The 25,042-nt window shown below is 47.0% G+C and carries 25 protein-coding genes; 9 read left to right on the top strand and 16 right to left on the bottom strand.

Translation table 11 applies throughout. From position 1 onward, the window contains the following. Positions 1 to 80: 80 nt before the first annotated feature. The gene (locus ADS79_RS22410) at positions 81 to 263 is read left to right on the top strand and encodes a small acid-soluble spore protein H (RefSeq protein ID WP_049740568.1); all 183 of its coding nucleotides are present in this window, start codon (positions 81 to 83) and stop codon (positions 261 to 263) included. 77 nt (positions 264 to 340) lie between these two features. Here ADS79_RS22410 and ADS79_RS22405 read toward each other — a convergent pair whose 3' ends face one another. Beyond that, on the bottom strand, positions 341 to 997 hold the full coding sequence (locus ADS79_RS22405) for a hypothetical protein (RefSeq protein WP_049740567.1): 657 nt from the start codon (positions 995 to 997) through the stop codon (positions 341 to 343). A 163-nt stretch (positions 998 to 1,160) separates the two neighbouring features. On the opposite strand from ADS79_RS22405, the gene ADS79_RS22400 reads away from it, so the two are divergent. Both ADS79_RS22400 and ADS79_RS22395 read left to right on the top strand, forming a co-directional pair. Beyond that, positions 1,161 to 1,586, top strand: a complete 426-nt coding sequence (locus ADS79_RS22400; protein WP_049740566.1) for a MarR family winged helix-turn-helix transcriptional regulator — start codon at positions 1,161 to 1,163, stop codon at positions 1,584 to 1,586. Between the two features lie 142 nt (positions 1,587 to 1,728). Next, positions 1,729 to 3,117 (top strand): MFS transporter, encoded by a 1,389-nt coding sequence (locus ADS79_RS22395; RefSeq protein ID WP_049740565.1) that lies wholly within the window; start codon positions 1,729 to 1,731, stop codon positions 3,115 to 3,117. 25 nt (positions 3,118 to 3,142) lie between these two features. Here ADS79_RS22395 and ADS79_RS22390 read toward each other — a convergent pair whose 3' ends face one another. Continuing rightward, positions 3,143 to 3,940: an AraC family transcriptional regulator gene (locus ADS79_RS22390; protein ID WP_161807314.1), complete on the bottom strand. Its 798-nt coding sequence runs from the start codon at positions 3,938 to 3,940 to the stop codon at positions 3,143 to 3,145. Between the two features lie 122 nt (positions 3,941 to 4,062). Between ADS79_RS22390 and ADS79_RS22385 the strand changes: the two genes are divergently transcribed. Next, on the top strand, positions 4,063 to 5,310 hold the full coding sequence (locus ADS79_RS22385) for an MFS transporter (RefSeq protein ID WP_049740563.1): 1,248 nt from the start codon (positions 4,063 to 4,065) through the stop codon (positions 5,308 to 5,310). Positions 5,311 to 5,329: 19 nt separating this feature from the next. On the opposite strand, the gene ADS79_RS22380 is transcribed toward ADS79_RS22385, so the two are convergent. After that, positions 5,330 to 5,674 carry a winged helix-turn-helix transcriptional regulator gene (locus ADS79_RS22380; protein WP_049740562.1) on the bottom strand — a complete coding sequence of 115 codons (345 nt, stop codon included), beginning with the start codon at positions 5,672 to 5,674 and terminating at the stop codon, positions 5,330 to 5,332. A 121-nt stretch (positions 5,675 to 5,795) separates the two neighbouring features. Here ADS79_RS22380 and ADS79_RS22375 point away from each other — a divergent pair, with 121 nt between their 5' ends. Further along, entirely contained in the window at positions 5,796 to 6,209 is a 414-nt protein-coding gene (locus tag ADS79_RS22375; RefSeq protein WP_049740561.1) for a YybH family protein, read from the top strand. 9 nt (positions 6,210 to 6,218) lie between these two features. Here ADS79_RS22375 and ADS79_RS22370 read toward each other — a convergent pair whose 3' ends face one another. Beyond that, positions 6,219 to 7,847 carry a bifunctional metallophosphatase/5'-nucleotidase gene (locus ADS79_RS22370; RefSeq protein WP_049740560.1) on the bottom strand — a complete coding sequence of 543 codons (1,629 nt, stop codon included), beginning with the start codon at positions 7,845 to 7,847 and terminating at the stop codon, positions 6,219 to 6,221. 172 nt (positions 7,848 to 8,019) lie between these two features. Between ADS79_RS22370 and ADS79_RS22365 the strand changes: the two genes are divergently transcribed. Then, positions 8,020 to 8,949 carry a phosphate/phosphite/phosphonate ABC transporter substrate-binding protein gene (locus tag ADS79_RS22365; RefSeq protein ID WP_049740559.1) on the top strand — a complete coding sequence of 310 codons (930 nt, stop codon included), beginning with the start codon at positions 8,020 to 8,022 and terminating at the stop codon, positions 8,947 to 8,949. 71 nt (positions 8,950 to 9,020) lie between these two features. On the opposite strand, the gene phnE (ADS79_RS22360) is transcribed toward ADS79_RS22365, so the two are convergent. The 5 genes from phnE (ADS79_RS22360) to ADS79_RS22340 form a co-directional block, all read right to left on the bottom strand. Next, positions 9,021 to 9,809 carry a phosphonate ABC transporter, permease protein PhnE gene (gene phnE, locus ADS79_RS22360; RefSeq protein WP_049740558.1) on the bottom strand — a complete coding sequence of 263 codons (789 nt, stop codon included), beginning with the start codon at positions 9,807 to 9,809 and terminating at the stop codon, positions 9,021 to 9,023. Next, positions 9,806 to 10,585 (bottom strand): phosphonate ABC transporter, permease protein PhnE, encoded by a 780-nt coding sequence (gene phnE, locus ADS79_RS22355; RefSeq protein ID WP_049740557.1) that lies wholly within the window; start codon positions 10,583 to 10,585, stop codon positions 9,806 to 9,808. Before phnE (ADS79_RS22355) ends, phnE (ADS79_RS22360) begins: the two co-directional genes overlap by 4 nt. Beyond that, on the bottom strand, positions 10,582 to 11,361 hold the full coding sequence (phnC, locus tag ADS79_RS22350; protein WP_049740556.1) for a phosphonate ABC transporter ATP-binding protein: 780 nt from the start codon (positions 11,359 to 11,361) through the stop codon (positions 10,582 to 10,584). Before phnC ends, phnE (ADS79_RS22355) begins: the two co-directional genes overlap by 4 nt. A gap of 214 nt (positions 11,362 to 11,575) precedes the next feature. Further along, positions 11,576 to 12,472, bottom strand: a complete 897-nt coding sequence (locus ADS79_RS22345; RefSeq protein ID WP_049740555.1) for an acetamidase/formamidase family protein — start codon at positions 12,470 to 12,472, stop codon at positions 11,576 to 11,578. A 72-nt stretch (positions 12,473 to 12,544) separates the two neighbouring features. Then, positions 12,545 to 13,999: an aminotransferase-like domain-containing protein gene (locus ADS79_RS22340; RefSeq protein ID WP_049740554.1), complete on the bottom strand. Its 1,455-nt coding sequence runs from the start codon at positions 13,997 to 13,999 to the stop codon at positions 12,545 to 12,547. Positions 14,000 to 14,106: 107 nt separating this feature from the next. Between ADS79_RS22340 and ADS79_RS22335 the strand changes: the two genes are divergently transcribed. Beyond that, entirely contained in the window at positions 14,107 to 15,513 is a 1,407-nt protein-coding gene (locus tag ADS79_RS22335) for a pyridoxal phosphate-dependent decarboxylase family protein (protein WP_049740553.1), read from the top strand. Between the two features lie 94 nt (positions 15,514 to 15,607). On the opposite strand, the gene ADS79_RS36255 is transcribed toward ADS79_RS22335, so the two are convergent. Both ADS79_RS36255 and gltC read right to left on the bottom strand, forming a co-directional pair. Beyond that, positions 15,608 to 15,754 (bottom strand): amidohydrolase family protein, encoded by a 147-nt coding sequence (locus ADS79_RS36255; protein WP_255323316.1) that lies wholly within the window; start codon positions 15,752 to 15,754, stop codon positions 15,608 to 15,610. Positions 15,755 to 15,800: 46 nt separating this feature from the next. Further along, entirely contained in the window at positions 15,801 to 16,706 is a 906-nt protein-coding gene (gene gltC, locus ADS79_RS22330) for a glutamate biosynthesis transcriptional regulator GltC (RefSeq protein ID WP_049740552.1), read from the bottom strand. Between the two features lie 181 nt (positions 16,707 to 16,887). On the opposite strand from gltC, the gene gdhA reads away from it, so the two are divergent. Further along, positions 16,888 to 18,270 carry an NADP-specific glutamate dehydrogenase gene (gene gdhA, locus ADS79_RS22325; protein WP_049741109.1) on the top strand — a complete coding sequence of 461 codons (1,383 nt, stop codon included), beginning with the start codon at positions 16,888 to 16,890 and terminating at the stop codon, positions 18,268 to 18,270. A 197-nt stretch (positions 18,271 to 18,467) separates the two neighbouring features. Here gdhA and ADS79_RS22320 read toward each other — a convergent pair whose 3' ends face one another. The 5 genes from ADS79_RS22320 to ADS79_RS22300 form a co-directional block, all read right to left on the bottom strand. Beyond that, the gene (locus tag ADS79_RS22320; protein ID WP_049740551.1) at positions 18,468 to 21,143 is read right to left on the bottom strand and encodes a YhgE/Pip domain-containing protein; all 2,676 of its coding nucleotides are present in this window, start codon (positions 21,141 to 21,143) and stop codon (positions 18,468 to 18,470) included. Positions 21,144 to 21,281: 138 nt separating this feature from the next. Next, a complete protein-coding gene (locus tag ADS79_RS22315) occupies positions 21,282 to 21,704 on the bottom strand; it encodes a hypothetical protein (RefSeq protein WP_049740550.1) in 423 nt (140 codons plus the stop codon). A gap of 51 nt (positions 21,705 to 21,755) precedes the next feature. Further along, positions 21,756 to 22,268 carry a nitroreductase family protein gene (locus ADS79_RS22310; RefSeq protein WP_161807313.1) on the bottom strand — a complete coding sequence of 171 codons (513 nt, stop codon included), beginning with the start codon at positions 22,266 to 22,268 and terminating at the stop codon, positions 21,756 to 21,758. Between the two features lie 29 nt (positions 22,269 to 22,297). After that, the gene (locus ADS79_RS22305; RefSeq protein WP_049740548.1) at positions 22,298 to 22,903 is read right to left on the bottom strand and encodes a nitroreductase family protein; all 606 of its coding nucleotides are present in this window, start codon (positions 22,901 to 22,903) and stop codon (positions 22,298 to 22,300) included. Positions 22,904 to 23,067: 164 nt separating this feature from the next. Then, positions 23,068 to 24,060 (bottom strand): helix-turn-helix transcriptional regulator, encoded by a 993-nt coding sequence (locus ADS79_RS22300; RefSeq protein ID WP_049740547.1) that lies wholly within the window; start codon positions 24,058 to 24,060, stop codon positions 23,068 to 23,070. 197 nt (positions 24,061 to 24,257) lie between these two features. Here ADS79_RS22300 and ADS79_RS22295 point away from each other — a divergent pair, with 197 nt between their 5' ends. Further along, positions 24,258 to 24,806, top strand: a complete 549-nt coding sequence (locus tag ADS79_RS22295; RefSeq protein WP_049740546.1) for a hypothetical protein — start codon at positions 24,258 to 24,260, stop codon at positions 24,804 to 24,806. Positions 24,807 to 25,042: the final 236 nt, after the last annotated feature.

Here is a 25,042-nt window from a genome sequence, read left to right as displayed (position 1 = left end):
TTCGTTCTTTATCAATCGAATAGGCGGTTGGCACAGGGTACATATTATAGCCGTTATCCATTACACAGGAGGTCTCTCAAATGACAAATGAACGCGCGAAAGAGATTGCCACTTCCCCTGTCATGGCAAATGTAACGTGCAACGGCTTGCCCATCTATATTCAGCATGTGGACGAAGCTACGGATATGGCGAGAATCTATCCAATCGGTGAACCCGAAAACGAACAAGATGTGCCTGTAAACAGCTTGAAGGAGCATCATTGATTGCCATAGGAATGAAAAAGGCATGGACTCGATATCCATGCCTTTTCCCGCTTATGGGCGCTCGCTACTGCAAGCGATTAAAACTGGTTTGGAAATTGCTTGATAATCCCCTCAGTCAAAACATCTGCCAGCGTAATGATATGGTCCTCGCCTTTATCAAAAGCTGCGATATCCCCATCCCAATCCTTTTTCGCCCGTGCCTGAATCATTTCTGTAAGCAATTCCAGATGCGTATGCAGCAGATCTTTCAATTCCTGTTCTGTCCAATTCGGATTTGCACTGCTCAAAAATTTAGCGATATCATCAGCATTTTTGTGCCACTCGGCATTGTATTTCTTGAGATCGGCTTGCCTGTTCTTTTTCGTAGCTTCTACAATTTTCCCTGCAATGCTAATCTGTTCCTTTAATAGGGCAGTCAGCTTATTACTCGCTTCCTCACCATAATACGGCTTGAAAATGTTTCCAATATCCTCTTGATTTTTCATTAACCTGGCGAGCACCTTGTCCTGATCCTTCAGCCCTGCCAAAGCACTTACAATATAAGCTCTTGTCCAAATCACATGATCGAGCCAAGCTCTTCGCATATCACCTTGGAGCTTGATTTCCTTTGGCTTTATGCCTTGTTGCTGCTGGGGCGGATCCCCGCTCCCTTCTTTTGCTTGCACAGAAAGTGGCGAGCCAAGCAAGGCCAGACACAATACGATCAATATGGACTTCATAAACTTTCCTGTCATTGTATCCTTCTCCTTTCATATTAGATCCCGTTGTTATTTTGGACAATTTTGCTTGTTTCATTCTTGACCGTCGTTTCGAACAAATTGACACGGAAATGGACGTTCCTTATAGTTGTCTTATCAACAGTTGCAGGAATCGACTTTAAACAAGAGAGGTCATTTCATGAAATTAAACGAGTATATTGGCGTGATTGTGAAACGAACCGATTTAAAGCTGAACAACTATTATCAAAAAGTAGTAAAGCCCTACAATATCACCATTGATCAATGGATGGTTCTCGTCGTCTTGTGGGAGGAAGAGGGGCTGTCGCAAAATGAGCTAGCAGAGCGTACCTACAAAGATAAAACAAATATCGCGCGTATGCTTTTCACCATGGAAGAAAGAGGGCTTATCCATCGCGTGACGGACCCAAATGATCGTCGTTCTTTGCATGTTTATTTGACGGAAAAAGGACGCCTTTTAAAAGATGAACTCCTTCCTCCATCCATTGAAGCCTACCAGAAGACGATTGCTGGTCTGACAGAAGAAGAAGTCATCCAGTTTCGAAAAACATTGAATATCATTTATGAGAACGTCAAAAATTTATAAAATGAAACCATTGTGCGGGAGCATTTTTTCTGTATAATTAGTTGCTATAGCAACAGTGTATTTAGCAACTATATTTTTTTGCCTTATTAGTTGCTATAGCAACTGTATAAAGTACAACTTTTTTCGCAAAGGAGTGTTATTGATGAACAAGGAATCGATTTGGGGCGCCAATTTTCGCGCTTTGACAATCGGGATCGTTCTGGTCGTAACTGCCACTGCTTTCGAAGGATTGGCCGTTACCACCATCGCCCCCGGCCTCTCTAAAGAATTACAGGGAGCGAATCTTTATGGCTGGATCTTTAGTGCCTATTTGTTAGCCCAGCTTATTGGTACTGTCATCACAGGACAACTGGTCGATAAAAAAGGGCCAGCTCAGCCTTTTATTACGATGATTCTGCTTTTTGCCGTCGGGATTGTGGTCGCCGCTATCGCACCTAACATGCCTATTTTGCTCATTGGGCGCATTTTGCAAGGATTCGGTGCTGGGGCTTTGATCAATTGTGTGTATACGATCATTACCCTGCGTTACCCCGATTCCCTACGTCCACAAATCCTTGCCGTCTTTTCCAGTGCTTATATTCTTCCAGGACTTTTCGGACCTTATATTGCTGGTTTAATTGCCGAACAATTGTCTTGGCGTTATGTTTTCTGGTTGATTCTCCCTTTCGTTATTCTCTCAGCGATTTTAACCACGCCTTCATTCAAGGGCATGAAGGCAGCAGGAGGAGCAGGGAGCAGCCGCAATCTATTTCTTCCTTTTTTTCTGGCTTTGGGAACAGGCGTCTTCCTGTTTGGGCTTGGCGAAATCCCTACTTTCTATGGAATTTTCTTATCTATTGCGGGCTTATTCATCTTGGGCTTTCCGCTTTATAAGCTGATGCCACAGGGAACGCTCGTCGCACGTGCAGGCCTGCCCGCAATCATCGCTTCTCGTGGTCTGTTCGTTGCCGCCTATTATGGTACACAAACGTACCTGGTTCTTGGTCTGACATCTGTTTTAGGGCTGTCTGCTGACAAAGCTGGTCTCGCAGTCGCCTCCGCAGCAATCAGCTGGTCGGTAGCAGCCAATGTCCAGGCAAAGCGGGATACAGCAGATCTTGGAGCAGGTCGAAAAAAGCGCGTAGTGACTGGTCTTTCCATCATGATGATCGGTGTTGCCCTCTCTGCACCGCTGGCATTCATTCCAAACACGCTTATGAGCGTGACACTTGCCATTATCAGTCAGATCATCATGGGCTTCGGGATCGGTTTGGCGCACCCGACAAGTGGCGCCATTGCATTTTCCCTTGCCAAGCCGGGTGAGGAAGGGAAGGTTTCGGCAGAAATTTCGGTTGCAGATACCTTCACCCCAGCGATTGGCATTGGACTTGGCGGTGCGATTATCACAGTCATGACTACCCTCGGCTTTTCGCAGTCGTTCAGCATTACGATTGCTTTGCTGCTTCAGGTTTTAACCGTACTTCTCGGTCTGGCAGCAGCCACGAGACTCCCTTCACAGTCACTGCTGAAAACAGAAGAAAGGACACCATAAACTGGTGTCCTTTTCATTTGCAAAATTATCGCGTCCCGCTTCGATACTGCTCGGGTGTTGCCCCGACCTGCTTCGCGAATATTCGAAAAAATTGACTCGGACTGGAAAACCCTAGCGCGAAGCTGATATCTGTTACCGTTGCGGAAGAGCGCTGTAGCAGCTCCTTCGCCTTTCCGATCCGTAGCTGAAGCACATACTGGTAAGGGGTTTGTCCTGTGGCAGACTTGAAGGAACGAATAAAGTGAAACCTGCTTTGTCGAGCCAGAGCAGCCAACAAATCGACGCTTAGCTCCTCTGTAAAGTGAGCATGGATATACTCCAAAACGCGTGACAAATGAGTATCTGTGCCAGTCTTTAGCCGCGGAGCAATTTCGCTTGCTCCACTCCCTGACAGCAGTCGTTGTAAATGAGCAAGAACCTGCAGCTCTAATTCTTCTTCCGCCAGCTTTTCCGAATGGTCCAGGGCAAGCATACCTGTGATCCAGTGGCGAAAAAGCATGGTCCATGCTACCGGATCGAATTGCTGCCGAAGTGCCGGGTCGAATCCCTTTTCGCGCTCCTGATCATACATGCAGCCATCCTTCACACGAATGATAATCACACCTGCATCAGGACCGATATGAAAGGAATGCCTGTCTCGCGGATGCAGAATCAAGCCCTCGCCTGCCGGGAGCTTCACTGCTTTGCTTTCATGGGTAAAAAAACACGTCCCTTGAACAGGAATGGTTACCTGAAACTGATCGTCATGTACATGGGGCGTATTTTCAAACGTACTCTCGATTTTGTGCAATTCCAGTTGTGGCAGGATTATTTTCATGTACATCGGCATTCACCCAGCCCCATTATAGCAAAAATTGCTCAGCATCTACGCACATTTTAAGACGACTTCTCTATGCCCCTTCCTTTAGCATGAATGAAAAATAGATAGAGAAGGAAGTGGAGAGATTGTCACAGAGTCCTGCTACAGACACCACGAAAAATACTTCGTTGGTCATCCTGCTCGGTGTGAGTGTGGCGCATTTGCTAAATGATGCCATGCAGTCCGTCGTGCCGGCCGTTTTTCCCCTATTTCAGCAAAAAATGCAGCTCAGCTTTGTGGAGATCGGCTGGGTCGCCTTTACGCTGAATATTACCGCGTCGATATTGCAGCCACTCATTGGATACTACACAGACCGCCGTCCGATGCCGTTGCTTTTGCCGATGGGCATGCTGTTCACACTTCTCGGCATGTTAGGCTTGGCCCTTTCGCCTTCACTCTTATATCTTTTGTTGTCAGCAGCCTTGATTGGGGTCGGCTCGTCCGTTCTGCATCCCGAGTCTTCACGTGTCGCCCATATGGCGATGAAGCACCGCAGAGGCCTCGCCCAGTCCGTCTTTCAAGTTGGCGGAAACACAGGTCAGGCTCTGGCTCCGCTCATGGTCGCGTTCATTATTAGTCCACAGGGACAGCTAGGCTTTCTCTGGTTTATCCTGCTCGCTGTCATCGGCATCGTTCTGCAATCGTTTATTAGTCAATGGTATCGCCGTCATGCTCGTCCAAAAAATACACCTCGTCCACAAGCGCAAACGACAGCTCTGCACGAGAATCGGTTCAGTAAAGGCTTTATTGTGTATGTCATGGGGATTCTTGTACTCATGCTATTTTCCAAATTCGTTTATTTGGCCAGCATGACCGGCTACTACTCCTTTTACTACATGGACAAATTTCAGCTTCCCCTGGAAAATGCTCAAATGTGCCTCTTTGCCCTGCAATTCGCAGGTATGCTCGGTACCTTTTTGGGCGGACCACTGGCTGACCGATTGGGTCGTCAAAAAATCATTTGGTTTTCGATTCTTGGAACAGCGCCATTCTCTCTGCTTCTGCCCTATACAGGTCCAATTGGGTCCATCCTCGTCTGCATAGCAATCGGGCTCATCCTGATGTCCGGCTTTTCGGTAATCATCGTCTATGCACAGGAGATGCTACCGGGACACGTCGGCACAGTCGCTGGTTTGTTCTTTGGTCTATCGTTTGGGCTTGCCGGACTCGGTTCAGTCGTCATGGGGCAACTAATGGATAGCTATGGCATCGAAACGATGGTTCAGGTATGCGCTTATTTACCATTACTCGGGCTTTTCGCTCTGCTGCTGCCCAAGGACTCTGTCATCATGGGCAAGCCTACACGTACAATCGGAGTAGAAGCCAAAGCATAGGAGAGAGTCCGTTTACTTTCTATTCGTTTCTTTCCCCTTGATTTTGTTTCGCGATATAATGCTCACCCAGTTCAATCATTTGCTCTAAAATCGGAGCAATCCTTTTGCCAAACTCAGTTAGCGCATACTCCACTTTTGGGGGAGAGGAGGGATATACCGTACGAGAGACGATATCACTCTCCTCCAGCTCCCTAAGCTGTGTGGTTAAAACATGCCTCGATACCTCGGGAATCAACCGATGCAGTTCTCCGAAGCGTCTCGTTTGCTGAAGCAGCTCATAAATAATCCGCGGCTTCCATTTGCCGCTAATCATCGACAGACCAACATCAACAGGACAACCGAATTTCCCATCCTGGTACGGCATCTTTTCCTCCATCATGGTCAGTTTTTTATGACTAGGTCATTTCATTGTGCGTACTTCCCACTATACACGCCCTCCGAGTAAGCTGGAACTACAATTCTTATGCAGAAAAGAGGGTATTTGCATGTCACGATCCAATCAAGCCACTCCCGTCCTGAATCCGCAAGACATGAATGCAGCCTTCGCAGCAGCATTCAATTCCGGGCAAATCGCCAACCTCCTGGCTCTCTATGAACCAGACGCGGTTCTCATGGATCACGCTGGCAACGAAATGCGTGGAACAGAAGCCATCCGCAAAGCGCTTGAACAATTACTGCAAATCAAAGGCACCATGATTTCGACAAACGTTTATTGTGTGTTGCAGGGTGATCTTGCCTTATTGCGTGCTCATTTTGTGATTGATACGACAGCTCCTGACGGCAGCACAACACAATTGGTGGGACATACGTCCGAGATCGTCAGAAAACAGCTTGATGGCAGCTGGCTCTATGTTATTGATCATCCGTTTGGAGCTGATCTGCTACATCATGCAGGGTAAGAAAAACCTCTATCGAGGCTTACCCAAGGAGGAGCGACCGCGTTTAACGGCCCCTTGTCCCTTTACTACCTCCCAGTTTCCATTCACCGTAGCCTCTACCACCTTTTTCTCCAAAATATAGGTAGCGAGCAGCTCTGATACGTCTATAGCGATTTCCTTGACCACGGGTTTATTTTGAAACATGGTGTAATTGCCTCCGCCACCTGCACGGTAGTTGTTCATCACCACGTCGTACTCCGCTTCCATATCCAAAGGCACTCCGTTTTGCGTCAATGTCACCACGCGCGCTCCAATCGGCTTGGCCACATTGATCTGATACTCGATGCCTTCCCACATGTCATAGTTGTAGTGCTGCGGCTTCGGCAAAAGAAATGCAGGACTGACAACGATCTCACCTGTCTCGTCCAGAGCGAAGTATTCTGCTCCCTGCTCCAGCGCAGCCCGAATGTCTTTTCCCTTTACCCGTATCACGACAAGTGTATTCGGATACATATAGTTGCTCACAATGTCGCGCATGGTCACGTCTTCTAGAAATCCGGCAGACGTATTGTCAAACAGCGCCGTGCTTGATATAGGAGCACCGGAGATGTCCATTTGTACACGATTGATAAATTCTATAAAGGCATGGTCTTTTAATCGTACGGCCATCGGTTCAGTGATTCGCATATCCCCTGAGAACCTGCCGATTGGCTGATCGAGCCAGCCCTGCGTACGCTCTTCATATGGTGAGGCCATTTCCAAAATAGACGTGTCTGCTTCTACTCCCTCCACAGAAAGCAATTGCGCCTCGCATGCTAAAACCTCCCAGCCTGTAGCACACTGCTGTAGCGAGAGCTCTACTTTTCCAAGCGCCCTGCCTTCATTTCCTGGCTGCACGACACAAACTCCGTTTATCGTCGATACGAGCATCCGATGCTGGTGACCGGTTAAGAGCACATCGATGCCTGGCACCTCGCTGCATAGCTCATAGCCTTGATTCTCTTTCGTCAATGCTTCGGTCGCCTTCCCTGTTTCCGGGTCTCTTTCCAGCCCTCCGTGATAGGAGACGATGACGAGATCTACCTTCTCTTCCTCTCGTAAAATGCGAACCCACTTGCGAGCCGTCTCAACCGGATCGAGGAACCGGATGCCCGCGATATTTTCTGGCTGCTCCCAATTCGGGATGTAGGGTGTTGTCAAGCCAAGCACGCCTACTGTAAGCCCACTCTCATATGTTTTCACCAGGTACGGCTGTCCGAAAAACGGTTCCCCATCCTCATTGGTCAAATTCGCGCAGAGCCACGGAAAACGACTTTCTCCGATCGCTTTATACAAAAAAGGAAGACCGTAATTAAATTCGTGATTGCCGATGATAGCAGCATCGTAGGCAAGCTCATTTAAACATAGAATCATGGGATTAAAATCCGTAGGATGCAAGCGTGCATGATGGTAGGCCAGTGGCGTTCCCTGAATCAAATCCCCGTTATCGATAACCAGCAGCTGATCTGCCTCCTCACGCTGCGCTTTGATCAATGTAGCTATCTTGGCAAACCCCACATCTTTTGGCTCGTTTGTTGCGTATGAAATAGGATAAATACTCCCATGTAAATCACTTGTTTGCAAGATCGTCAACGTACGCTTGGCAAAAGCCGTTCCCATACGATTCACTCCTACCTCATCGGATTGTTTCAAAGAGTCATCTCTATCATAGCGAATTCATACTCCAAGCGAACAATATTCACACGATATTAACAGTAGCTTGACAATGGTTTGTTATATTTTTACATGATTCATCTATTTCAAACGAATCATCTTCGGAGGGAAGAAGACTATGTTTAAAAAGGTAGCAACAATGGGTATGGCACTTGTTATGGCCGCAGGCTTGGCTGGATGTGGGACAAGCTCTAGCACTGCATCCGGAACAAGCTATGTACCTACTGAATTGAAGGTCCAATTCGTGCCGTCCCAAAACGCGGAGACACTGGAAGCAAAAGCGAAACCTTTGGAGAAACTGCTGGGAGACAAGCTCGGTATTCCTGTAAAAGTCTCGGTTTCTACCAGCTACAGCACAATCATTGAAGCAATGGCATCCAAGCAAGTAGATATCGGTTTCTTGCCTCCAAATGCGTACGTACTGGCTCATGACGTGAAGGGTGCAGCCGATCTTCTCCTGCAAGCACAGCGTTTTGGTGTAGAAGAAGGAACAGGCAAGCCAACCAAGGATCTGGTCGATTTCTACCGTGCCATGATCGTCGTTAAAAAAGATTCTCCAATCCAATCCTTGGCTGACTTGAAAGGCAAGAAAATCGCTTGGCAAGACGTTACCTCCTCAGCAGGCTTCGTATTCCCGGCGGCTGAGCTGAGTAAAGCAGGCGTAGATCCTGAGAAAGACGTACAAGCGATCACCATCAAAGGGCACGACAAAGGTATTCTCGCTGTATTGAACGGTGAAGTAGATGCAGCAGCTGTGTTTGAGGATGCGCGTAACACTGTGAAAAAAGACAAGCCAGACGTATTTGACGTAACTCGCGTCCTGCACTACACCGCGCCAATTCCAAACGACACGGTGGCTGTACGTCCTGACATGTCTCCAGAGTGGAGAAAGAAAATTCAAGATGCATTCATCGATATCGCAAAAGACCCAGAAGGCGGAAAAGTTATCGACGAAATCTATACGCATAAAGGCTATGTAGTAGGAAAAGACGAAAACTTCGCGCCAGTACGTGACTATGCAAAAGCAGTCGGACAAGAAATTAAATAACAACGTAAAAGACCGTCAGCGCCTTTTGGCAGCGACGGTCTTTTGTTTGGAATCAACTTCGTTTTGTAAGCTCACACAATTCTTTTACGAATATAGCCAGAGAGTATGTCAATCAGGGTCACTGTAACAATGATGCCAAGCAGAATGATTCCGACCCGGTCCCACGAACGTGCTTCCAGCGCAAAAATAAGCGGCGTACCGATCCCGCCCGCTCCGATCATACCCAAAATGGAGGCGGAACGTACATTGATCTCGATACGGAACAAAATCAGGGAGTAAAAATGAGGCAGCACCTGCGGAATGACCGCATACCAGATCGTTTGCAGACGGTTTGCCCCGCATGCTGTCAGCGCCTCTGAAGGTCCCATGTCCAGGTTTTCAATCGACTCCGAATATAATTTACCCAGCATCCCGATGGAATGCAAGCCCAAAGCCAGAACCCCTGCGAACGATCCCGGACCGACTGCCTTAATAAAGATGATCGCCATAACAATTTCGGGGAAAACGCGAATGAAGCTCAGAAAAATTTTACCCGATCCATGAATCGATTTATGCTTGCTCATGTTGGACGCAGCCCAAAAGGCAAATGGAACACAAAGTATTGCTGAAATGAATGTGCCCAAAATCGCAATCGCCAGCGTATCGAGAAGCCCTCTGAGCAAATCCTCACCTTCTGGCAAATACACATAACCCCAATCAGGATGAATCATCCCGCGTAAGATCGATTGTGAAATCTCACCTGCGGTTGGCTGAATTCCGTTAAACTCCAGCCCGGAAAATGCCCATACATAGACCAAGATGAGCAAAACTGTAATGAGTCCACTCCGTATCCGTACCTGTATACGATTATTCTGTTTCATAGCATTCTCTCCCGGATTCTGGAACTGACAAAATCAATAATCAGAACAATCGCCAGTGTGGCAAGAATAATGATCGAAGCTCGGTCGTAGCGCAGTTGATTCAGGGATCGGTCCAAAAACAGTCCGATTCCTCCCGCACCTACGAGCCCAAGGACGGCAGCCGCCCTGATGTTTACTTCAAACGTATACAGAAAAAACGTAATGTAATGAGCAATGATTTGCGGGGTAATCCCAAAGTGTATCCACTGAAGCTTATTCGCCCCCACCGCAGTCATCGCTTCCAGAGGCCCACGATCGATGGCTTCGATGGCTTCATACGTCAATTTGGAGATCAACGCAAAGGAAAAGAAAGTGATCGCTAGCACCCCGGCAAATGGACCGAGTCCAAAAATAGCGACAAAAATACCGGCAAACAATAGCTCAGGCACAGTCCGAATCAGGTTCATAACAAACCGTGATACCGTGTGGAGCAGCTTGGACGAAAATACGTTATTCGCCGCAAAAAACGCCAACGGAATCGCCATGATCCCACCAATCGTCGTACCGACAATCGCCATTTGAACTGTCTGCAACATCGGTTTCCAGATCACATCCAGATAGGACCAGTCAGGTGGAAACATTTCTGCAAGCAATTTGCCCATCTCGCCTGTTCCTGTCACCAGCAAAAGCAACGAAGCATCCGTCTGATAAGAGCTGCCAATGAGCAGAGCGAGCAAGAGAAGCACATTGAGGTACCATTTCATTTTCGATGGGGGCCGTAGCTCTGTTTGATTCATAGGTTACTCACCTCTAAATCGTGGTTGTCGGCAGCTCGCAGCGATCGCCCATAAATACCCATGAACGTTTCATCCGTCGCCTCCTGTACGGTACCATCAAATACAATTTCGCCTGCCCTCATTCCGATGATCCTGGTCGCGTATTCTCTCGCCAAATCAATATCATGCAGATTGACCACGGTAGTAATCCCCAGCTCCTGGTTGATTCGCTTCAAATCATCCATCACTTGCTTGGTCGTGAGCGGATCGAGTGAGGCTACAGGCTCATCGGCTAAAATGATTTTTGCTTCCTGTGCCAATGCCCGCGCGATAGACACCCGCTGCTGCTGCCCGCCAGATAGTTGGTCAGCGCGCGTGTAGGCCTTTTCTTTAATATTCACCCGCTCCAATGCTTGTAGCGCCAGCTGTACGTCCTTCTCCGGAAACATCCCCAAGAGAGTGCGCAGCGTGGAATGATAAGCAACTCTTCCAGACAACACATTGCGTAATACCGTCGATCGTTTGACCAGATTAAAGCTTTGAAAAATCATTCCGATATCTCTTCGCATCATGCGCAGCTTCTCGCCTTTTGCCGTAGTGATTGATTTACCGTCAATCAGAATTTCTCCGCTTGTAATCTCATGCAGTCTGTTAATAGAACGGAGCAGCGTGGATTTGCCGGCACCGGACAGTCCTACGATGACTAAAAATTCACCCTTGTGAATGGATAAATCAATATTTTTCAACCCTGCTACTCCATTTGGATATGTTTTGCATACTTGCTTAAATTCGATCATGGAGGTCTCACCTTCTCAATTCGAGTAATAACTGTAATTAATTTCGGGAGTATCTTACATAAACCTCCATAAAACGCTATTCTTAACATGAACCACATCTTATTCATACGACGTTTACAATCCTCACAAAAAGCCAATATTTACGCTGTGATTTCGGGACAACACAAAAAAACAAGAGCCCGGGAAAGCAGACTCTTGTTACAATTAATTCCATTTATTTCAATTGATAGTCGTATTTTTCAAGTACCCATTTGGGCAGCTCCATACGCATCGTCATTAACGGATCGACTACTTGGCAAATTCGCAAATCCCCGATCAACGAGAGCAGCATCCCCGCTTCGTCGCTTGGCATACCGACCTCTTCTACCAAAAAGCGGTGCATATGAACCGTCGCCATTTTCCCTGCCTCTTCCAATGTAAGAGCGGACGCAATCGTCATCACATGCTCGCCTTCTGCCAGCATAGGCAATGGCAAGCTCTTGCCTTTTATCACTTCAACATTTACAGTGACCTCGCCTGGAATCTCTAATCCGCAAACCACAATCTCTCCATCCGCCATGACCGCATGCAAATCTCCCATAGACAGCAGGGCGCCCGGGACATTTACTGGCAAATACAGCACGGAGCCCTTCACGATTCGTTTGCAATCCATGTTGCCACCATGATCTCCAGGGGTTCCGGTAGAGATTGCTTCCGTCGCAGGAGCAGTTCCAATAACGCCAATCATCGGCTTGACATCGATTTGTATCTTGTCATTAAACAAGGCTTTGCCGTCTCGGATCGGAATTACTTTTGTCCTTTCTTCGGCAATAAATTCCCCAAGTATGCCCTCTTTTGGTGCAACAGTCATGACCCCTTGATCGGCAATTTGGATATCGACGATTTCCACACGCAGGATATCCCCTGGCTCGGCGTCCTCGACATACAATGGACCGGTAGCCGGGTTAATCAAATCCCAGCCAATCAAACTAAACAGGTGCTCCTCGCTCGTAATCTGGTTGCTAAAGCAATCACATGTTTCAAAAACGACGCGGTTTCCAGAGTGAATTCGTGCTACTGGCGCATGATGAGGAGACATGCTGAGGACAGCTTGTTCCTTTGGAATTTTCATAGCTTCATCTCTCCTAAAGAAAGGAATTCCTCTACCTGAACCGATTATAGTAATACTTTTTAGAAAAATCAATTAACGTTGTGTTTCTTTTGTTTTCTCTTGATTGTTGATCAGCTTGCATAGCTCAGCGATCCCTTCTTCCAATTTTTCTGACGGAATCGCACCGAAGCCTATTCGCAAATAGCGAGAGCCTGATAAGTCAATGAAGCAGTTTGATCCAGGTAAAAACGAGATGCGTTCTCGTTCTGCCTCGATAACTAACGCATCTGTATCGATGGTCGTTTGCAGCCAAAAATTCGGACCTGCTTGAGGCGCTACCCACTGGACGCTGCCAGCTGCGTACTTTTGCAAAAGTCGCTGGACGCTCTCTCGCTTCCTTGTCATATGAATGCGGACGGAATCGTAATAGTCAGGAAGAGAGATTCCTCGCAAAAGGTGCAGAAAGCTTCGTTGGTTAAAGAGCGGCGTGGATAAATCAGCAATCGCTTTGACACCTGCCAGTCTGGAATAAATATCGCCTTTCGCTGCAAGACAGCCCAGCCGCAATCCGGGTGCGAGTGTTTTGCTAAAGCCTTTTAAAAATATGACGTGACCGTTCTGATCCAACCTGTACATACTCGGTGGAATCTGTCTTTCATAATGAATTTCTGACCATGGATCATCCTCGACAATCAGGCAATGAAAGCTCTCCGCTAAATCTAGCAGCCTTCTCCTCGTCTCCATGTCCATGATGCTGCCCGTAGGATTTTGTCCTGTCGGGACGACGTATACCACTTTGGGAGCTTGTTCGTCAAACAAACGCGTTAACAAATCCATCCGTATCCCCTGATGATCACTCGGGATCGGGACGATACGGGCACCTCGTGAACGAAACGAGTCAAGCGCCGCAGGATATGTAGGAGACTCTACTAAAACCACATCGCCTGCTCCGATAAAGGTGCGGGCGACTAGGTCAATCCCCTGCTGACAACCGGTAGTAATCATGATCTCGGATGCTCGAACATCACTGCCATTTGATTGAAAATACGAAGACAATGTCTCACGCAAATCCTCATCGCCAAGCGGAGAAGAATATCCTGCAAACGAACGTGGATCATGGGAAGCCCGCTCAGTGGCCTGTCGAAGGGCGTTCATCGGCAGCAGCTCCTCCGATAAGGTAGCGGCATGAAAGGGATATTTCGCGACACCTGATCGCTTTGTATGCTGTCCAAACATCGATCTGCCACTATAGTCGACGACCTCCGCTTGCCATGCGTAATCAGGAGTAGCGTTTGATGGCCCTGCCTGATTTGATGTTGTAATAAATGTGCCTTTGCCATGCTGCGTCACGGTAAACCCTTTTTGTTCCAATATCCTGTATGCCTTGATCACCGTTACGACACTCACCCCGATTTCTTTGGCTAGCTGGCGGACCGAGTGTAACGGCTCTCCTTCCTTATACATACCGGAACCGATTCTCTCCATGATCGTCTGCGCAATCTGATCAGAAATAGATTGCTTACTCGTGCGACTGATAGGAATATGCATGCTTCCCCTCCTTTTACCCAACTGTTTTAGTCGGAGGTGTACTGTTATAGCGATCGTCTGGTTTACTAATACAAAACTACAATACCGGAAGAAGGAGTGGAATCTGTATGGTGAAAAAAATGGAGACCGATCACCAGAATATAAAAGTCATTCTGGACCAGGTTGTACAGGAAGCAGAACGATTTTTTGCAAACATCGACTCTCATCCGTCGGCTGTTTCCCCAACGCCAATTATGCCTGCAGGCTTGCCCACTGAAGGGTACGGAGCCATGGGAGCACTAGAACAATTCCAAGCGAGCTACGCCAAACAAGTAAGCGGCAGTGCTGGACCTCGCTATTTAGGATTCGTGACAGGTGGTGCTACACCTGCTTCTGTAGCTGGCGATTGGCTGGTGAGTGTATACGATCAAAATCTGTCAGGGATAGAGGATTCGGCTGCCGGACAAGTGGAATTAGAAGCGATTGCCATGCTTCGCGAGCTGTTCCATCTTCCCGAGGAATTTAGCGGGGCGTTCGTTAGCGGAGCAACCATGGCCAATTTCGTCGGACTTGCACAAGCTCGGCAATGGGTAGCCCATCAGCTAGGTATCAATATTGCGCAACAAGGCTTGTATCATCTGCCGCCAATCAAAATCGTCAGCGGCGCTCCACACTCCAGTGTTTACAAATCGCTGTCCATGCTCGGGATGGGACGCGAGAGCATGCAGCTTATTCCTTGTCTCGACAACCGGGAAGCTATCGATATTGCGCTGCTTCGCGCATTTTTGGAGGAAAATAAAGCGACGCCTTGTGTGGTAGTGGCGAATGCAGGAACGGTAAATTCCGTCGATTACGATGATCTGCAAGCGATCGGGCAGTTAAAGCAGGAGTACTCATTTTGGTTCCATGTGGACGCAGCATTCGGTGGCTTTGCAGCTTGCTCTCCCACTTACAATCATCTTACTTCCGGTATCGATCAGGCAGATTCGATTACCATCGACGCGCACAAATGGTTGAATGTCCCGTACGACTCCGCCATGCAGTTTACGCGGCATAAATCATTGCAAGTAGAGGTTTTTCAGAACCATGCAGCTTATTTAGGGAATGCCATCGACCATCCTGAATTTGCGCATCTGACCCCAGAGAACTCCAGACGTTTCCGTGCTCTGCCCGCTTGGTTTACGTTAAAAGCTTATGGACATCAAGGCTATCAACAAATCGTTGAGGAAAATGTAGCGATGGCACGGCTTTTGGCTCAGAAAATCGAGCAAGAAGACAAGTTTGAGCTAGTGGCGCCGACACGCCTCAATGTGGTCTGCTTTACGCTCAAGCAGCAAGACCAGGTCATTACGTTTGATGATATCAAGCTTTATCTCGATCGCTTGAAGCAGGAAGGCCATGTATTTATGACTCCTACGATCTACAAAGGAAAACCCGCCATTCGAGCCGCGTTCAGCAATTGGCGCACGACCCGGGACGATGTGGACATCATATGGCACTCACTGTGCAAAGTACGACGTGATATGGATTGTTAAGCTGAGAAAAAAGAAAAAGCCGCTAGTAGTTGTGTGTACATGACTACTAACGGCTTGGTTTGGTTTTGCTTCGGGCTTTTGATTTTTTGAATGGTTACTTCTTGTAAACCAATTGTCCACCCATATAGGTTTCTTCGACTGTAATCTGATCGATCGTCTCAGGAGTGATCGCCAAAATATCCTGATCGAGCACGATAAAGTCTGCGTGGTAGCCAGGCTTGAGTTGTCCAACTTCCGGGATTCTGGTGATTTCCGGTTACCCCATGATTCATTTCTTGTTCTTTTCCCTATTTGTGGAATTGGTCCAAAACCGTAAAAAAGTCCTTTAAAAACTGATGGAACAGCTTCTCTGTCGGCAGCAGTTGACGCTCTGTTGGAATGATGACACCAACTGTACGCGTCACTCTAGGCTCGATCACAGGCACCTTTACTGTAGAGCGCGGTATGCTGTCTACGAGCGTAATTTCCGGAATCAGCGTCACTCCCAAACCGGCTGCTACCAACCCTTTGATCGCATCAATATCGTCTCCCTCAAAAGACACCTTGGGATAAAAACCGAGCTGCTGACAGGCATTCACGACGATTTCCCGCAAAACGTATCCTTCAGGAAACAAAATAAAGGATTCATTGCGCAGCTGCGCCAATTCCAGAGCCGGACGATCCGCAAGAGGGTGGCTATTGGGGAGTAGCGCTACGATATGCTCCAAAAATAAAATATCTCCCTTGATCCGCTTCTCATCTTTGGGCAGCGGTCCAAGCAGTGCCATATTGATATCGCCTTTTTTGACGGCATCAATCAAATAGTGGTACGAGCCTTGCTTGAGTAAAAAATTCACAGACGGATACAGATTGCGAAACGCCGAGATCGCTGTCGGCAGGGTATACGAAGCCAGACTACTCGGAAAGCCAATGCGGATCGTCCCTTTATTCGGGTCCAGACACTCCTCGATTTCCCGCTTCGCATTATCGATTACTGTCATCGCTTGTTGAATATGCTCCAGAAACATGCTGCCGATTGGCGTTAATTTTACGTTTCGTCCTTCGCGGATAAATAAATCCACGCCCAGCTCCTGTTCCAGATTCACGATTTGGCGACTCACCGCAGACTGCGCTACGTGCAAAGCGACTGCAGCCTCCGTTACGTGTTCTCGCTTGGCAACTTCAATGAAGTATTGAATTTGTCGCAATTCCACGGCTGTCACATCCTTTTTTCCATTCATCTAATTCCGGCATGATTCTGATCTAATTTTCATATTGTTTCGATTAATTTTCAATAATAAAATACATCCATGAAAGCAAAATAGTCCGACATAACGTCATTTTTGACTGTATATACAGATGTAGATGAAGGGGAGAGTGGAGAAAGTGAGCAAATTGGCTACTGTACAAGAGGTCGATCAAGACAGACTACAAGCGGCAAAGGATTATGTGCACGACGTATATGAAGCTGTAAAAAAACGCAATCCAGGTGAATATGAATTCCATCAGGCAGCCAAAGAAATTTTTGATTCTCTCGTGCCAGTGTTTGCAAAGCAGCCGAAGTACATGGAGCACGGAATTTTGGAAAGCATCTCCGAGCCGGAGCGTATGATTACGTTTCGCGTGCCATGGGTCGATGATCAAGGGAAGGTAAGAGTCAACCGCGGCTTCCGTGTACAGTTTAACAGTGCCATCGGTCCTTACAAAGGCGGCATTCGCTTTCATCCTTCTGTGAATGGCAGCATCATCAAGTTTTTAGGCTTTGAGCAAATTTTTAAAAACTCTCTCACTGGCCAGCCTATCGGCGGCGGAAAGGGCGGCTCTGATTTCGATCCAAAAGGAAAATCTGACGGCGAAATCATGCGCTTTACCCAGAGCTTCCTCACCGAGCTCTACCGATATATCGGACCTGATGCTGATGTACCTGCTGGTGATATTGGGGTAGGGGCTCGCGAGGTAGGATTCATGTTTGGGCAGTACAAACGAATTCGCGGTGGATTTGAGGCAGGAGTATTCACTGGAAAAGGGCTCGGTTACGGCGGCAGCCTGGGAAGAACAGAAGCAACGGGCTATGGTACTGTGTATTTCGTTGAAGAGATGCTCAAGGACAAAGGCCTCAGCTTCAAAGGAAGCACAGTAGTCGTATCTGGTTCAGGAAATGTATCCATCTACGCGATAGAAAAAGCAATCCAGCTGGGCGCAAGCGTGGTAGCATGCAGCGATTCCAACGGTTATATTTTCGATAAAAACGGCATTAACCTCGAAACCGTGAAGCGCATTAAAGAAGTGGAGCGCAAGCGAATTTCCGAATATGTCAAGGAGCATCCACATGCGGAATATCACACCGGATGCGCTGGAATTTGGACGGTTCCCTGTGATATCGCGCTCCCATGTGCGACGCAAAATGAAATCAATGTGGATTCGGCTAAAATCCTGATCGCCAATGGTGTCAAAGCAGTAGGAGAAGGGGCAAACATGCCGTCCACGCTGGAAGCGATTGATTTGTTCCTCGCAAACGACGTTCTGTTTGGTCCGGGAAAAGCAGCCAATGCGGGGGGCGTATCCGTATCTGCACTGGAAATGTCCCAAAACAGCATGAGACTGTCATGGTCATTTGAAGAGGTAGATGCGAAATTGCATGAAATCATGGAAAAGATTTATCGAAACAGCGTAAAGGCTGCAGCGGAATATGGTCACCCCGGAAATCTGGTAGTAGGGGCCAATATCGCAGGCTTTATCAAAGTAGCCGATGCCATGATCGCTCAAGGTGTTGTGTAAGCACATAAAAAGGATCGAAGCGGACTATCTCTAAAAAGGTAGTTCGCTTTTTTTCGTGTACAGCTTCAGCACAGGTGTGGGCATCCTACTTTCCGTAAAAGCACGCATCACCGCTAAAAATGGACACGCGAGGAAAAAAACCACCTGCAGAAGGTGGTTTTTCTTGCTAGCAAGAGGGGACATCGCTGTACTCCCACTCAGGCAATGATCTTCGTTTTCTTCGCATTCTCCGTCGACTTTTTGATCAATCCGCTTAGTGGACGCTTCAGCGCAAGTGCCACAAACAGGCTTATTCCGATAAACCCAACCAGGAAAAGGATATCGCGAAGCGCCGTTTCCCAGAAAATACCTCCTACGGCTTCACGGAGCAAGCTAATCGCATACGTAAACGGCATAAATGGATTGAGCGCTTGGAAAAAGGGCGCGGTCATACTGATCGGGAACGTACCGCCCGAGCTGGAAAACTGAAACACCATAAAAATGATCGCGATCCCTTTTCCGACATTGCCGAATACGGACAAAAGGGTATAGGTGATCGTGACGAAAACCATACTCACCAGCATGGCGAATAGGACGAAAGGTAATTTATCCGCGACATAGGCGTCCAGAATGTAAAAATCACCGAGTGTGACGCATAGTGCCTGCAAAAGTCCGATCGTCATAAAGGTACCCAAGCGGCCCAAATAAAGCTGATAAGGCTTGTAGCGTCCATCTGGATTATCTGCGTCAGGCTTCAGCAGGGAAATTAGCAACGTAGCGCCAACCCATAAGGATAAAACACCATAAAACGGTGACATCGCAGAACCGTAGTTCGGGATCGGATATTTGCGATTTTCCTTGATTTGTACTGGGCTTGCGAGAAACTCACTCTCTTTCTTAATATCACCGCGCAGCAGCTTGGCTAGATCAGCGAAGTTGTTGTTCGCTTCAACCTCTCTCAGCTTGTCTGCTGCCTGCCCAATCGCTTTTTCCAGAGTAGGCAGATCGTCGCGGACAAGTCCTGCTACCTTATGAACCCCGGTCTCCACCTCCGGGAGCTTGTTGCGCACAAAATCTGCGAGCTTGGTGAGCTCCTGTTCTGCCCCCGGCAAGTCATTCTTGATAAACGCTGCGGCTTCATCGAGCTTTTTCCCGATTCCCGGGAGGTTCTCCCGCAGGAATGGCGCTGCGACTTTGATTGCTTTTTCAAAAGCATCTGCCTTGCTTTGCAGCGATTGCGCCAGTTCATGGACATCGGAACGTATTCGCGGCAGCTCCTGCTCAATCCGCTTTAATTCCGCAAGTCCGAACTCCAGGCCACTTTTTGTATCAGCAAGAATCGCTTCGATATCCGGGAGTCGTTCGAGCAGCTTTTTTAGGTTCGCGGACGCATCACCCGTCAGCTGCTTCATTTTCTCAATTCCTTCCTCGATTCGAGGAACGATCTCACTGTCATAACGCGAGAGAATATCTTGGATTCCCGTGCTCGTTTCCTTGGAGAGCTGATTCAATGCCTCCACCAAATCCTTGGCAGGTGTCTTGCCCGCTGCCAAAGCATCTGCAATCGCGCCGAGAATATCGATTTGCCGCGTCACTTTTTGCTGGATCGCTTTCAGACGCTCCAATTGATTGGTGAGCGGCTGTCCCGGAATATAGCTGTTTAATCGGTCAAGCAGGGACGAGGTGCGCGCAAGCACCTTCTCTACGCCTACAAGTCTGTCCTTCACTGCATTTACTTCGTCCGCAGTTGGCAAATGAGACAGATTGATTTGCAGCAGTCGGTCGGTGAGCGTAGTGACGGCATCCGCTGCTTGCTGCGCCAGCACCAGATTTTGCTTGAGCACAGGAGCGATCGTCTCGAACGCCCCATCATGTGTCGTCAAAAAGTCGTTCACCTGATCCGCAACGGCTGTACCCTTTTCCGCCAGATCAGCGATTTTGGGCAAAGCATTTTGAGCAGCAGAAACAATTTCAATTGCCTGACTCGCTTTCTCCGTTCCGAGAGTGATGGCATTTGCGACCTTGTCGAAGTTTTGATCCAGCTCTTGAACGCGCGCAACCGCTTGATGAATCACGGGCAGCTTGTCCTCAAGTGAGGTAATGACAGTAGCAGCCTCACTGATGCGCGGCCAGTTTTCCTGAATGCGGAGCACATGCTCTGCCGCCCGATTTATCTCAGGAATCCTTTTCTCCACTTCAATGATGATCTGTGCCTTGTCATGAATAGCGGGGAGCTTTTTTTCCAGCTCCAAAACCTTCTGTCCTGCTGCTCGTATTTCTGGGAGTCTTTTCTCCAGTGTAAAAATGCCGTTTTCGATTTTGCGAATGGTCGGCAGCTGTTCCTCGATCTGAATCCCGATCTCTGTAAGCTTTGTCAAAAGTGCCGTGCTTACTGCTTCCGTAAAATTCTCGTTGATTTGCTTCGTAATCGCAGATACTCCCGATGAAGTGATTTTCGGGGCAACTGCGTTCACTTTTTCGTTTACGGTGTAGATGACCTCAGGTCGTTCCAGATTCCCGTTAATAATGCCTGTAATTTTTGAGGAAAAGTTTGACGGAATCAGGATGCTGGCATAATAATCGCCCCTGTCGACGCCACGCTCTGCCTGCTCCTTGGTCACGAACGTCCAGCCCAGCTTTTCGTTCGTACGCAAGCTTTTTATCAGCTCGTCACCGATATTAATTTGCTTGTCTGCGACTATCGTTCCCTGATCCTCGCTCGTAACAGCCACTTTCACGCCTTGTGTATTGGCATACGGGTCCCAAACCGATTTAATATTGACCCAGTCATATAAGCAAGGAAGAAGAATAATCGCGATGATCAAAAAGATGCCCGTCGGGACTTTGAAAATGTTAAGCCAATCTGTTTTGTAAATCTGCCATATTGAACGCATGAATGTACCACCTGATAAATAGGAATGGTTAACGCCTGACACTCACATGACAGTTTACCATATTAGGAAATTAGCTGGAAGGAAACTGCTACTAGTAGGATGAGCGGATCGAGGTTTTTTTATGATCGCAATCCACGATTAGAAGTTCGTTAATGCCCACTTGTTGCAATAGTAGTTGATTTGAACCTGAAGCCACTCCAGCGCGTCTTCCTCCTGATCGAAAACAGCTTTTGGACACCCATACGATACGGTAGTGCTTGGAGATGCTTTCGTTCGATAGGCTAGCTGCTGTTCCTTTTGATTCGAGGTGACGACCGCCAGCCCCAAGCAATACATACTCATCGCTGTTTTATTTTCCCGTAGCCAGCTCATGAGCACATCCCTGGATTCACGCATCGCGTTTTTATCTCCCCAGGAAACTTCTTTTACAAGCAAGAGTCCGAATCGCTGTTGTTTTTTCAATACATCCTCAAGCTTTCTCGTCAATACGTGGACATTTGTATAGGAAGAAGAGGAACGGACTTTGTAAATGGGTTGTCCCTCCATTGGAATAAGCTTCACCTTTCATCTTCCTTTCCCCGGCGTTTTCTTGCCTCGATAGCATAATGGAAATTACCAAACCTCTATTTTGTCACTTAGCTCAATCGGAACCGCTTTTTCCGGCTTAGGAGCAAAGAAGCCCATGGAGAGAATACCGGCAATCCGTTCATTTTCCTGAATCCCCGCCAGCTTCATAAATTCAGTCCAGCCACTGTAGTCACCCAAATTCCACGTCATACCCAATCCATGTGCCCAGCTGAGCATCTGGATATTTTGAATCAGGCAGCATACCGCAGCAAAATCCTCCGATGCGATGTGCTCGTCATTACTCGTTTTAGCGGTCACGATCAAGCAAAGCGGTGCTTGGATGATCGTATTCACAAGTCGTGGGTGCTGCTTCCAATCAATGCTGGCAACCAGCTTCTGCTTGCCGTCTCCTTCTGCGTAAATAAAGCGCCACGGCTCCCGAAATCGGTGATTCGGTGCCCATATGGCATCATCGAGGATACTCATGATGATAGGTCTTGGTACAGGCTCATCTGTAAATTCTCGGATCGCACGTGTCTCTCGGAATAAAGAAATCATCTTCATCAAGCTCCTTTCCTGCTGTTCCTTTATAAGAATGAGATTTTCTTGATTACAGGTGTACGTTGCTTGGTTTTTGGCACCCGCTCGTAGTTGCCCATGAACATGATCGTGACAATACGTTCTCCCTGCCTTAATCCCATGTCTGTGGCAAATGACTGCTTTTGCATATACGGTTCTGTATTCCAGACAAGTCCAATCCCACAGTCCCATGCGAGCAAGGCGAAGCTCTGGAGCATCGCGCATATCGACGCATAGTCTCGATCACACTTTTCCTCGCTCTCCGCCATTTCCTGCACGACAACGAGAAAAGCAGGGATGCTGATAATTCTCTCTGCCATCATCTGCCCGACCTTGCTTGGTAGCCATTTGTACAGCTTGTGTTCGGCATAAACATTCATGATGAGCGAAACTGCTTTTTCCTTCGCCTCTCGACTGGCGATGTATACGAAGCGGCATGGGAGCTCTCCCTTTTCATTAAAAACGGATTGCGCCGCCGCTTGGAGCCGCTCAATGACAATTTCTTGTGATAGCGGGTGCTCAGCGAAGCTGCGAATCGTCCTGCGTTCCCGTATCAATTGCGACATATGTGTAGGCCAGCTCTCTTTTTCGCCCATAGCGCGTTGATCTGCCATGCTGCTTACCCTCTTTCCAATAAAAATGGATGCCATATATGCTCCTGTTATCATTGATAATAATTATCACTCATGTTTTCTGCTACCTGCTAAGGGAATTCTTTTACCTGTAGAAGTAGACATTTCGTGCTTTAGCATAAAAAAAGATCCCCGAAGACCGGAGATCACTGCGAAAAGGATTTGACCCTTTTTAAATATTCACTCGGATTGCAGCCATACTGCTTCCGAAAAGCCACGGTAAAATTACTCACATTGCTGTACCCAACCAGTACAGCTGCCTCACTGACATTGACCCCTTCCCTTTCCAGGAGCCAAGCAGCCTTTTCCATCCGCCTTCTTCTGATTAACCCAAAGATCGTCGTGTCAAATAGCTGCCGGAAGCCGTTCTTTAGCTTGTATTCGTTCAATCCAACCATCTTCGCGAGCGTTTTAATCGAATAGGGCTCATCAATGTGACGTAGCACGATTTCTTTCGCCTGCTTCAATTTTTCTACGTCACCTGCTGGCAAAGAAGGGTCAACGGATGTGTATAACAGATCATTTTCTTGAAAAAAGAGGTTGATTAACTCCATAGCCTTCGCTTCGAAATAGATTTTTTTCAACGCCCCCTTATAGGGACAATGCAGAATGTCATACACGCATTTTTTAATCATAGGTGACAGCTGATAAGACTGGATCAGCCCTTTTTTCATCTGCAATATATGTTGAATCGCTTGTTTATCCACTTCCCGATCAAAATAATGAAGTAGATTTTCAGGTGACATGCGAATTTCTACAAGCTGGCAGCGTGTGTTCGCTTTTGTTTCGAGACACACTTCCATATCTCGAAAATAGCAAACATTGCTCATCGGCTCCACAATCGTTACTTTCCGGTCATGAAAGTGGCATACGGCTTCCCCACTTAAAAAATAATTCAGTTCAAAAATTCCGGAAGTCTCCTCAATACGTGCCGATAGATTTTGTGACAGCTCGACATCGGAGATGATGATCTCCATCCCTGTTCGTATTTGCATCCGCTCGATCGTGCCAGTCCCTAGCACTTTGGGAAGCTGGATGCGTTGCTCATCCTCTATGCGTTCATGAAGCGTGACATGGCTTAGAATACTGCCTATATCTTTACTGTAGCTGTGTATATCATCCAAAGTAAAATGGTTCATCTCGCTCATCCCCTTCACTGGTATGAAGAACGGTTACCTATCATTTAGCATACCTATACTCTCCCTCAAGTTACGCGCGTTTTCATTACTTTAACAGCAGGAACAATTTGGATTGAAAAACCGTTTATGCTATAATTTGGGATAAATAACACTAATGTTGCCCCCTTCCCTAAAAATATTAAAAGGAGTTAATGATAATGATTAAATCCTATAAACCAATGTTGTTACTATATTTACTGCTATTTTCCGTTAGTTTTTTAGTTATAGGTTGTAGTGATACTCAAACCCAAAAGGAACACAGTCAGATTCATGAACAGCAAGATCGGGATAAGGAACTAACACAATCCAAGGATAAACTTGCCATAGACGAAAATCCAATTCCTGATGAAAATTCAAAAGATCTAGATCAAATAGCAATAGGACAATCAGCTGCTCAAGTGCAAGATATGTTCGGGAAAAAATACGAGCTTTTAAACGATGCAGATACAAATACAGTTATTTGGAGATTCGATTTTACCCAGAATACTGATTATAAATTTCCGAGGGAGAAGACATTACAAAATATGAATGTAGATGTTGTTGATCTTGACGGTTTAAAAAAAGGAGTTATTGATTCCCAACTATTCATAAAATTTGATGATGAGGATATGGTTAGTTCATTTAGTTACTATTATAAGGGGAGCGATAATAATATTAAAGTAAGACATATGTTTGAAGATGGTACTATTAAGGAAGAAAGAATTTAAAAAATGAGGCCCTAGAGATTTATTTTCTAGGGCCTCACCCTTTCCAAGGCATTATTATGGCAATACTACTCTGGAATGAAAAATTGCGAAATTAAAGGAATATTGTATATATATGTAATATGGTATATAATGCAAAATGTTGGTATATTTTGGTGGTGTTTGATGGAATTTACAAATTTTAAAACATGCCTTTTCTTCTAACGACCTTCACTTTATGTACTTAAGCAAGATTTGTT

Origin of the sequence: Brevibacillus reuszeri (genome assembly GCF_001187725.1) — a bacterium.
Classification (GTDB): Bacteria; Bacillota; Bacilli; order Brevibacillales; family Brevibacillaceae; genus Brevibacillus; species Brevibacillus reuszeri.
This window is presented reverse-complemented; position numbering and strand designations above follow the sequence as displayed.

Bases quoted from the DNA above. Each gene is read 5' to 3' on its own strand.
- ADS79_RS22410 (WP_049740568.1), top strand. From the start codon at position 81: ATGACAAATGAACGCGCGAAAGAGATTGCCACTTCCCCTGTCATGGCA.
- ADS79_RS22405 (WP_049740567.1), bottom strand. From the start codon at position 997: ATGACAGGAAAGTTTATGAAGTCCATATTGATCGTATTGTGTCTGGCC.
- ADS79_RS22400 (WP_049740566.1), top strand. From the start codon at position 1,161: ATGAAATTAAACGAGTATATTGGCGTGATTGTGAAACGAACCGATTTA.
- ADS79_RS22395 (WP_049740565.1), top strand. From the start codon at position 1,729: ATGAACAAGGAATCGATTTGGGGCGCCAATTTTCGCGCTTTGACAATC.
- ADS79_RS22390 (WP_161807314.1), bottom strand. From the start codon at position 3,940: ATGTACATGAAAATAATCCTGCCACAACTGGAATTGCACAAAATCGAG.
- ADS79_RS22380 (WP_049740562.1), bottom strand. From the start codon at position 5,674: ATGCCGTACCAGGATGGGAAATTCGGTTGTCCTGTTGATGTTGGTCTG.
- ADS79_RS22375 (WP_049740561.1), top strand. From the start codon at position 5,796: ATGTCACGATCCAATCAAGCCACTCCCGTCCTGAATCCGCAAGACATG.
- ADS79_RS22370 (WP_049740560.1), bottom strand. From the start codon at position 7,847: ATGGGAACGGCTTTTGCCAAGCGTACGTTGACGATCTTGCAAACAAGT.
- ADS79_RS22365 (WP_049740559.1), top strand. From the start codon at position 8,020: ATGTTTAAAAAGGTAGCAACAATGGGTATGGCACTTGTTATGGCCGCA.
- phnE (WP_049740558.1), bottom strand. From the start codon at position 9,809: ATGAAACAGAATAATCGTATACAGGTACGGATACGGAGTGGACTCATT.
- phnE (WP_049740557.1), bottom strand. From the start codon at position 10,585: ATGAATCAAACAGAGCTACGGCCCCCATCGAAAATGAAATGGTACCTC.
- phnC (WP_049740556.1), bottom strand. From the start codon at position 11,361: ATGATCGAATTTAAGCAAGTATGCAAAACATATCCAAATGGAGTAGCA.
- ADS79_RS22345 (WP_049740555.1), bottom strand. From the start codon at position 12,472: ATGAAAATTCCAAAGGAACAAGCTGTCCTCAGCATGTCTCCTCATCAT.
- ADS79_RS22340 (WP_049740554.1), bottom strand. From the start codon at position 13,999: ATGCATATTCCTATCAGTCGCACGAGTAAGCAATCTATTTCTGATCAG.
- ADS79_RS22335 (WP_049740553.1), top strand. From the start codon at position 14,107: ATGGTGAAAAAAATGGAGACCGATCACCAGAATATAAAAGTCATTCTG.
- ADS79_RS22320 (WP_049740551.1), bottom strand. From the start codon at position 21,143: ATGCGTTCAATATGGCAGATTTACAAAACAGATTGGCTTAACATTTTC.
- ADS79_RS22310 (WP_161807313.1), bottom strand. From the start codon at position 22,268: ATGATTTCTTTATTCCGAGAGACACGTGCGATCCGAGAATTTACAGAT.
- ADS79_RS22305 (WP_049740548.1), bottom strand. From the start codon at position 22,903: ATGGCAGATCAACGCGCTATGGGCGAAAAAGAGAGCTGGCCTACACAT.
- ADS79_RS22300 (WP_049740547.1), bottom strand. From the start codon at position 24,060: ATGAACCATTTTACTTTGGATGATATACACAGCTACAGTAAAGATATA.
- ADS79_RS22295 (WP_049740546.1), top strand. From the start codon at position 24,258: ATGATTAAATCCTATAAACCAATGTTGTTACTATATTTACTGCTATTT.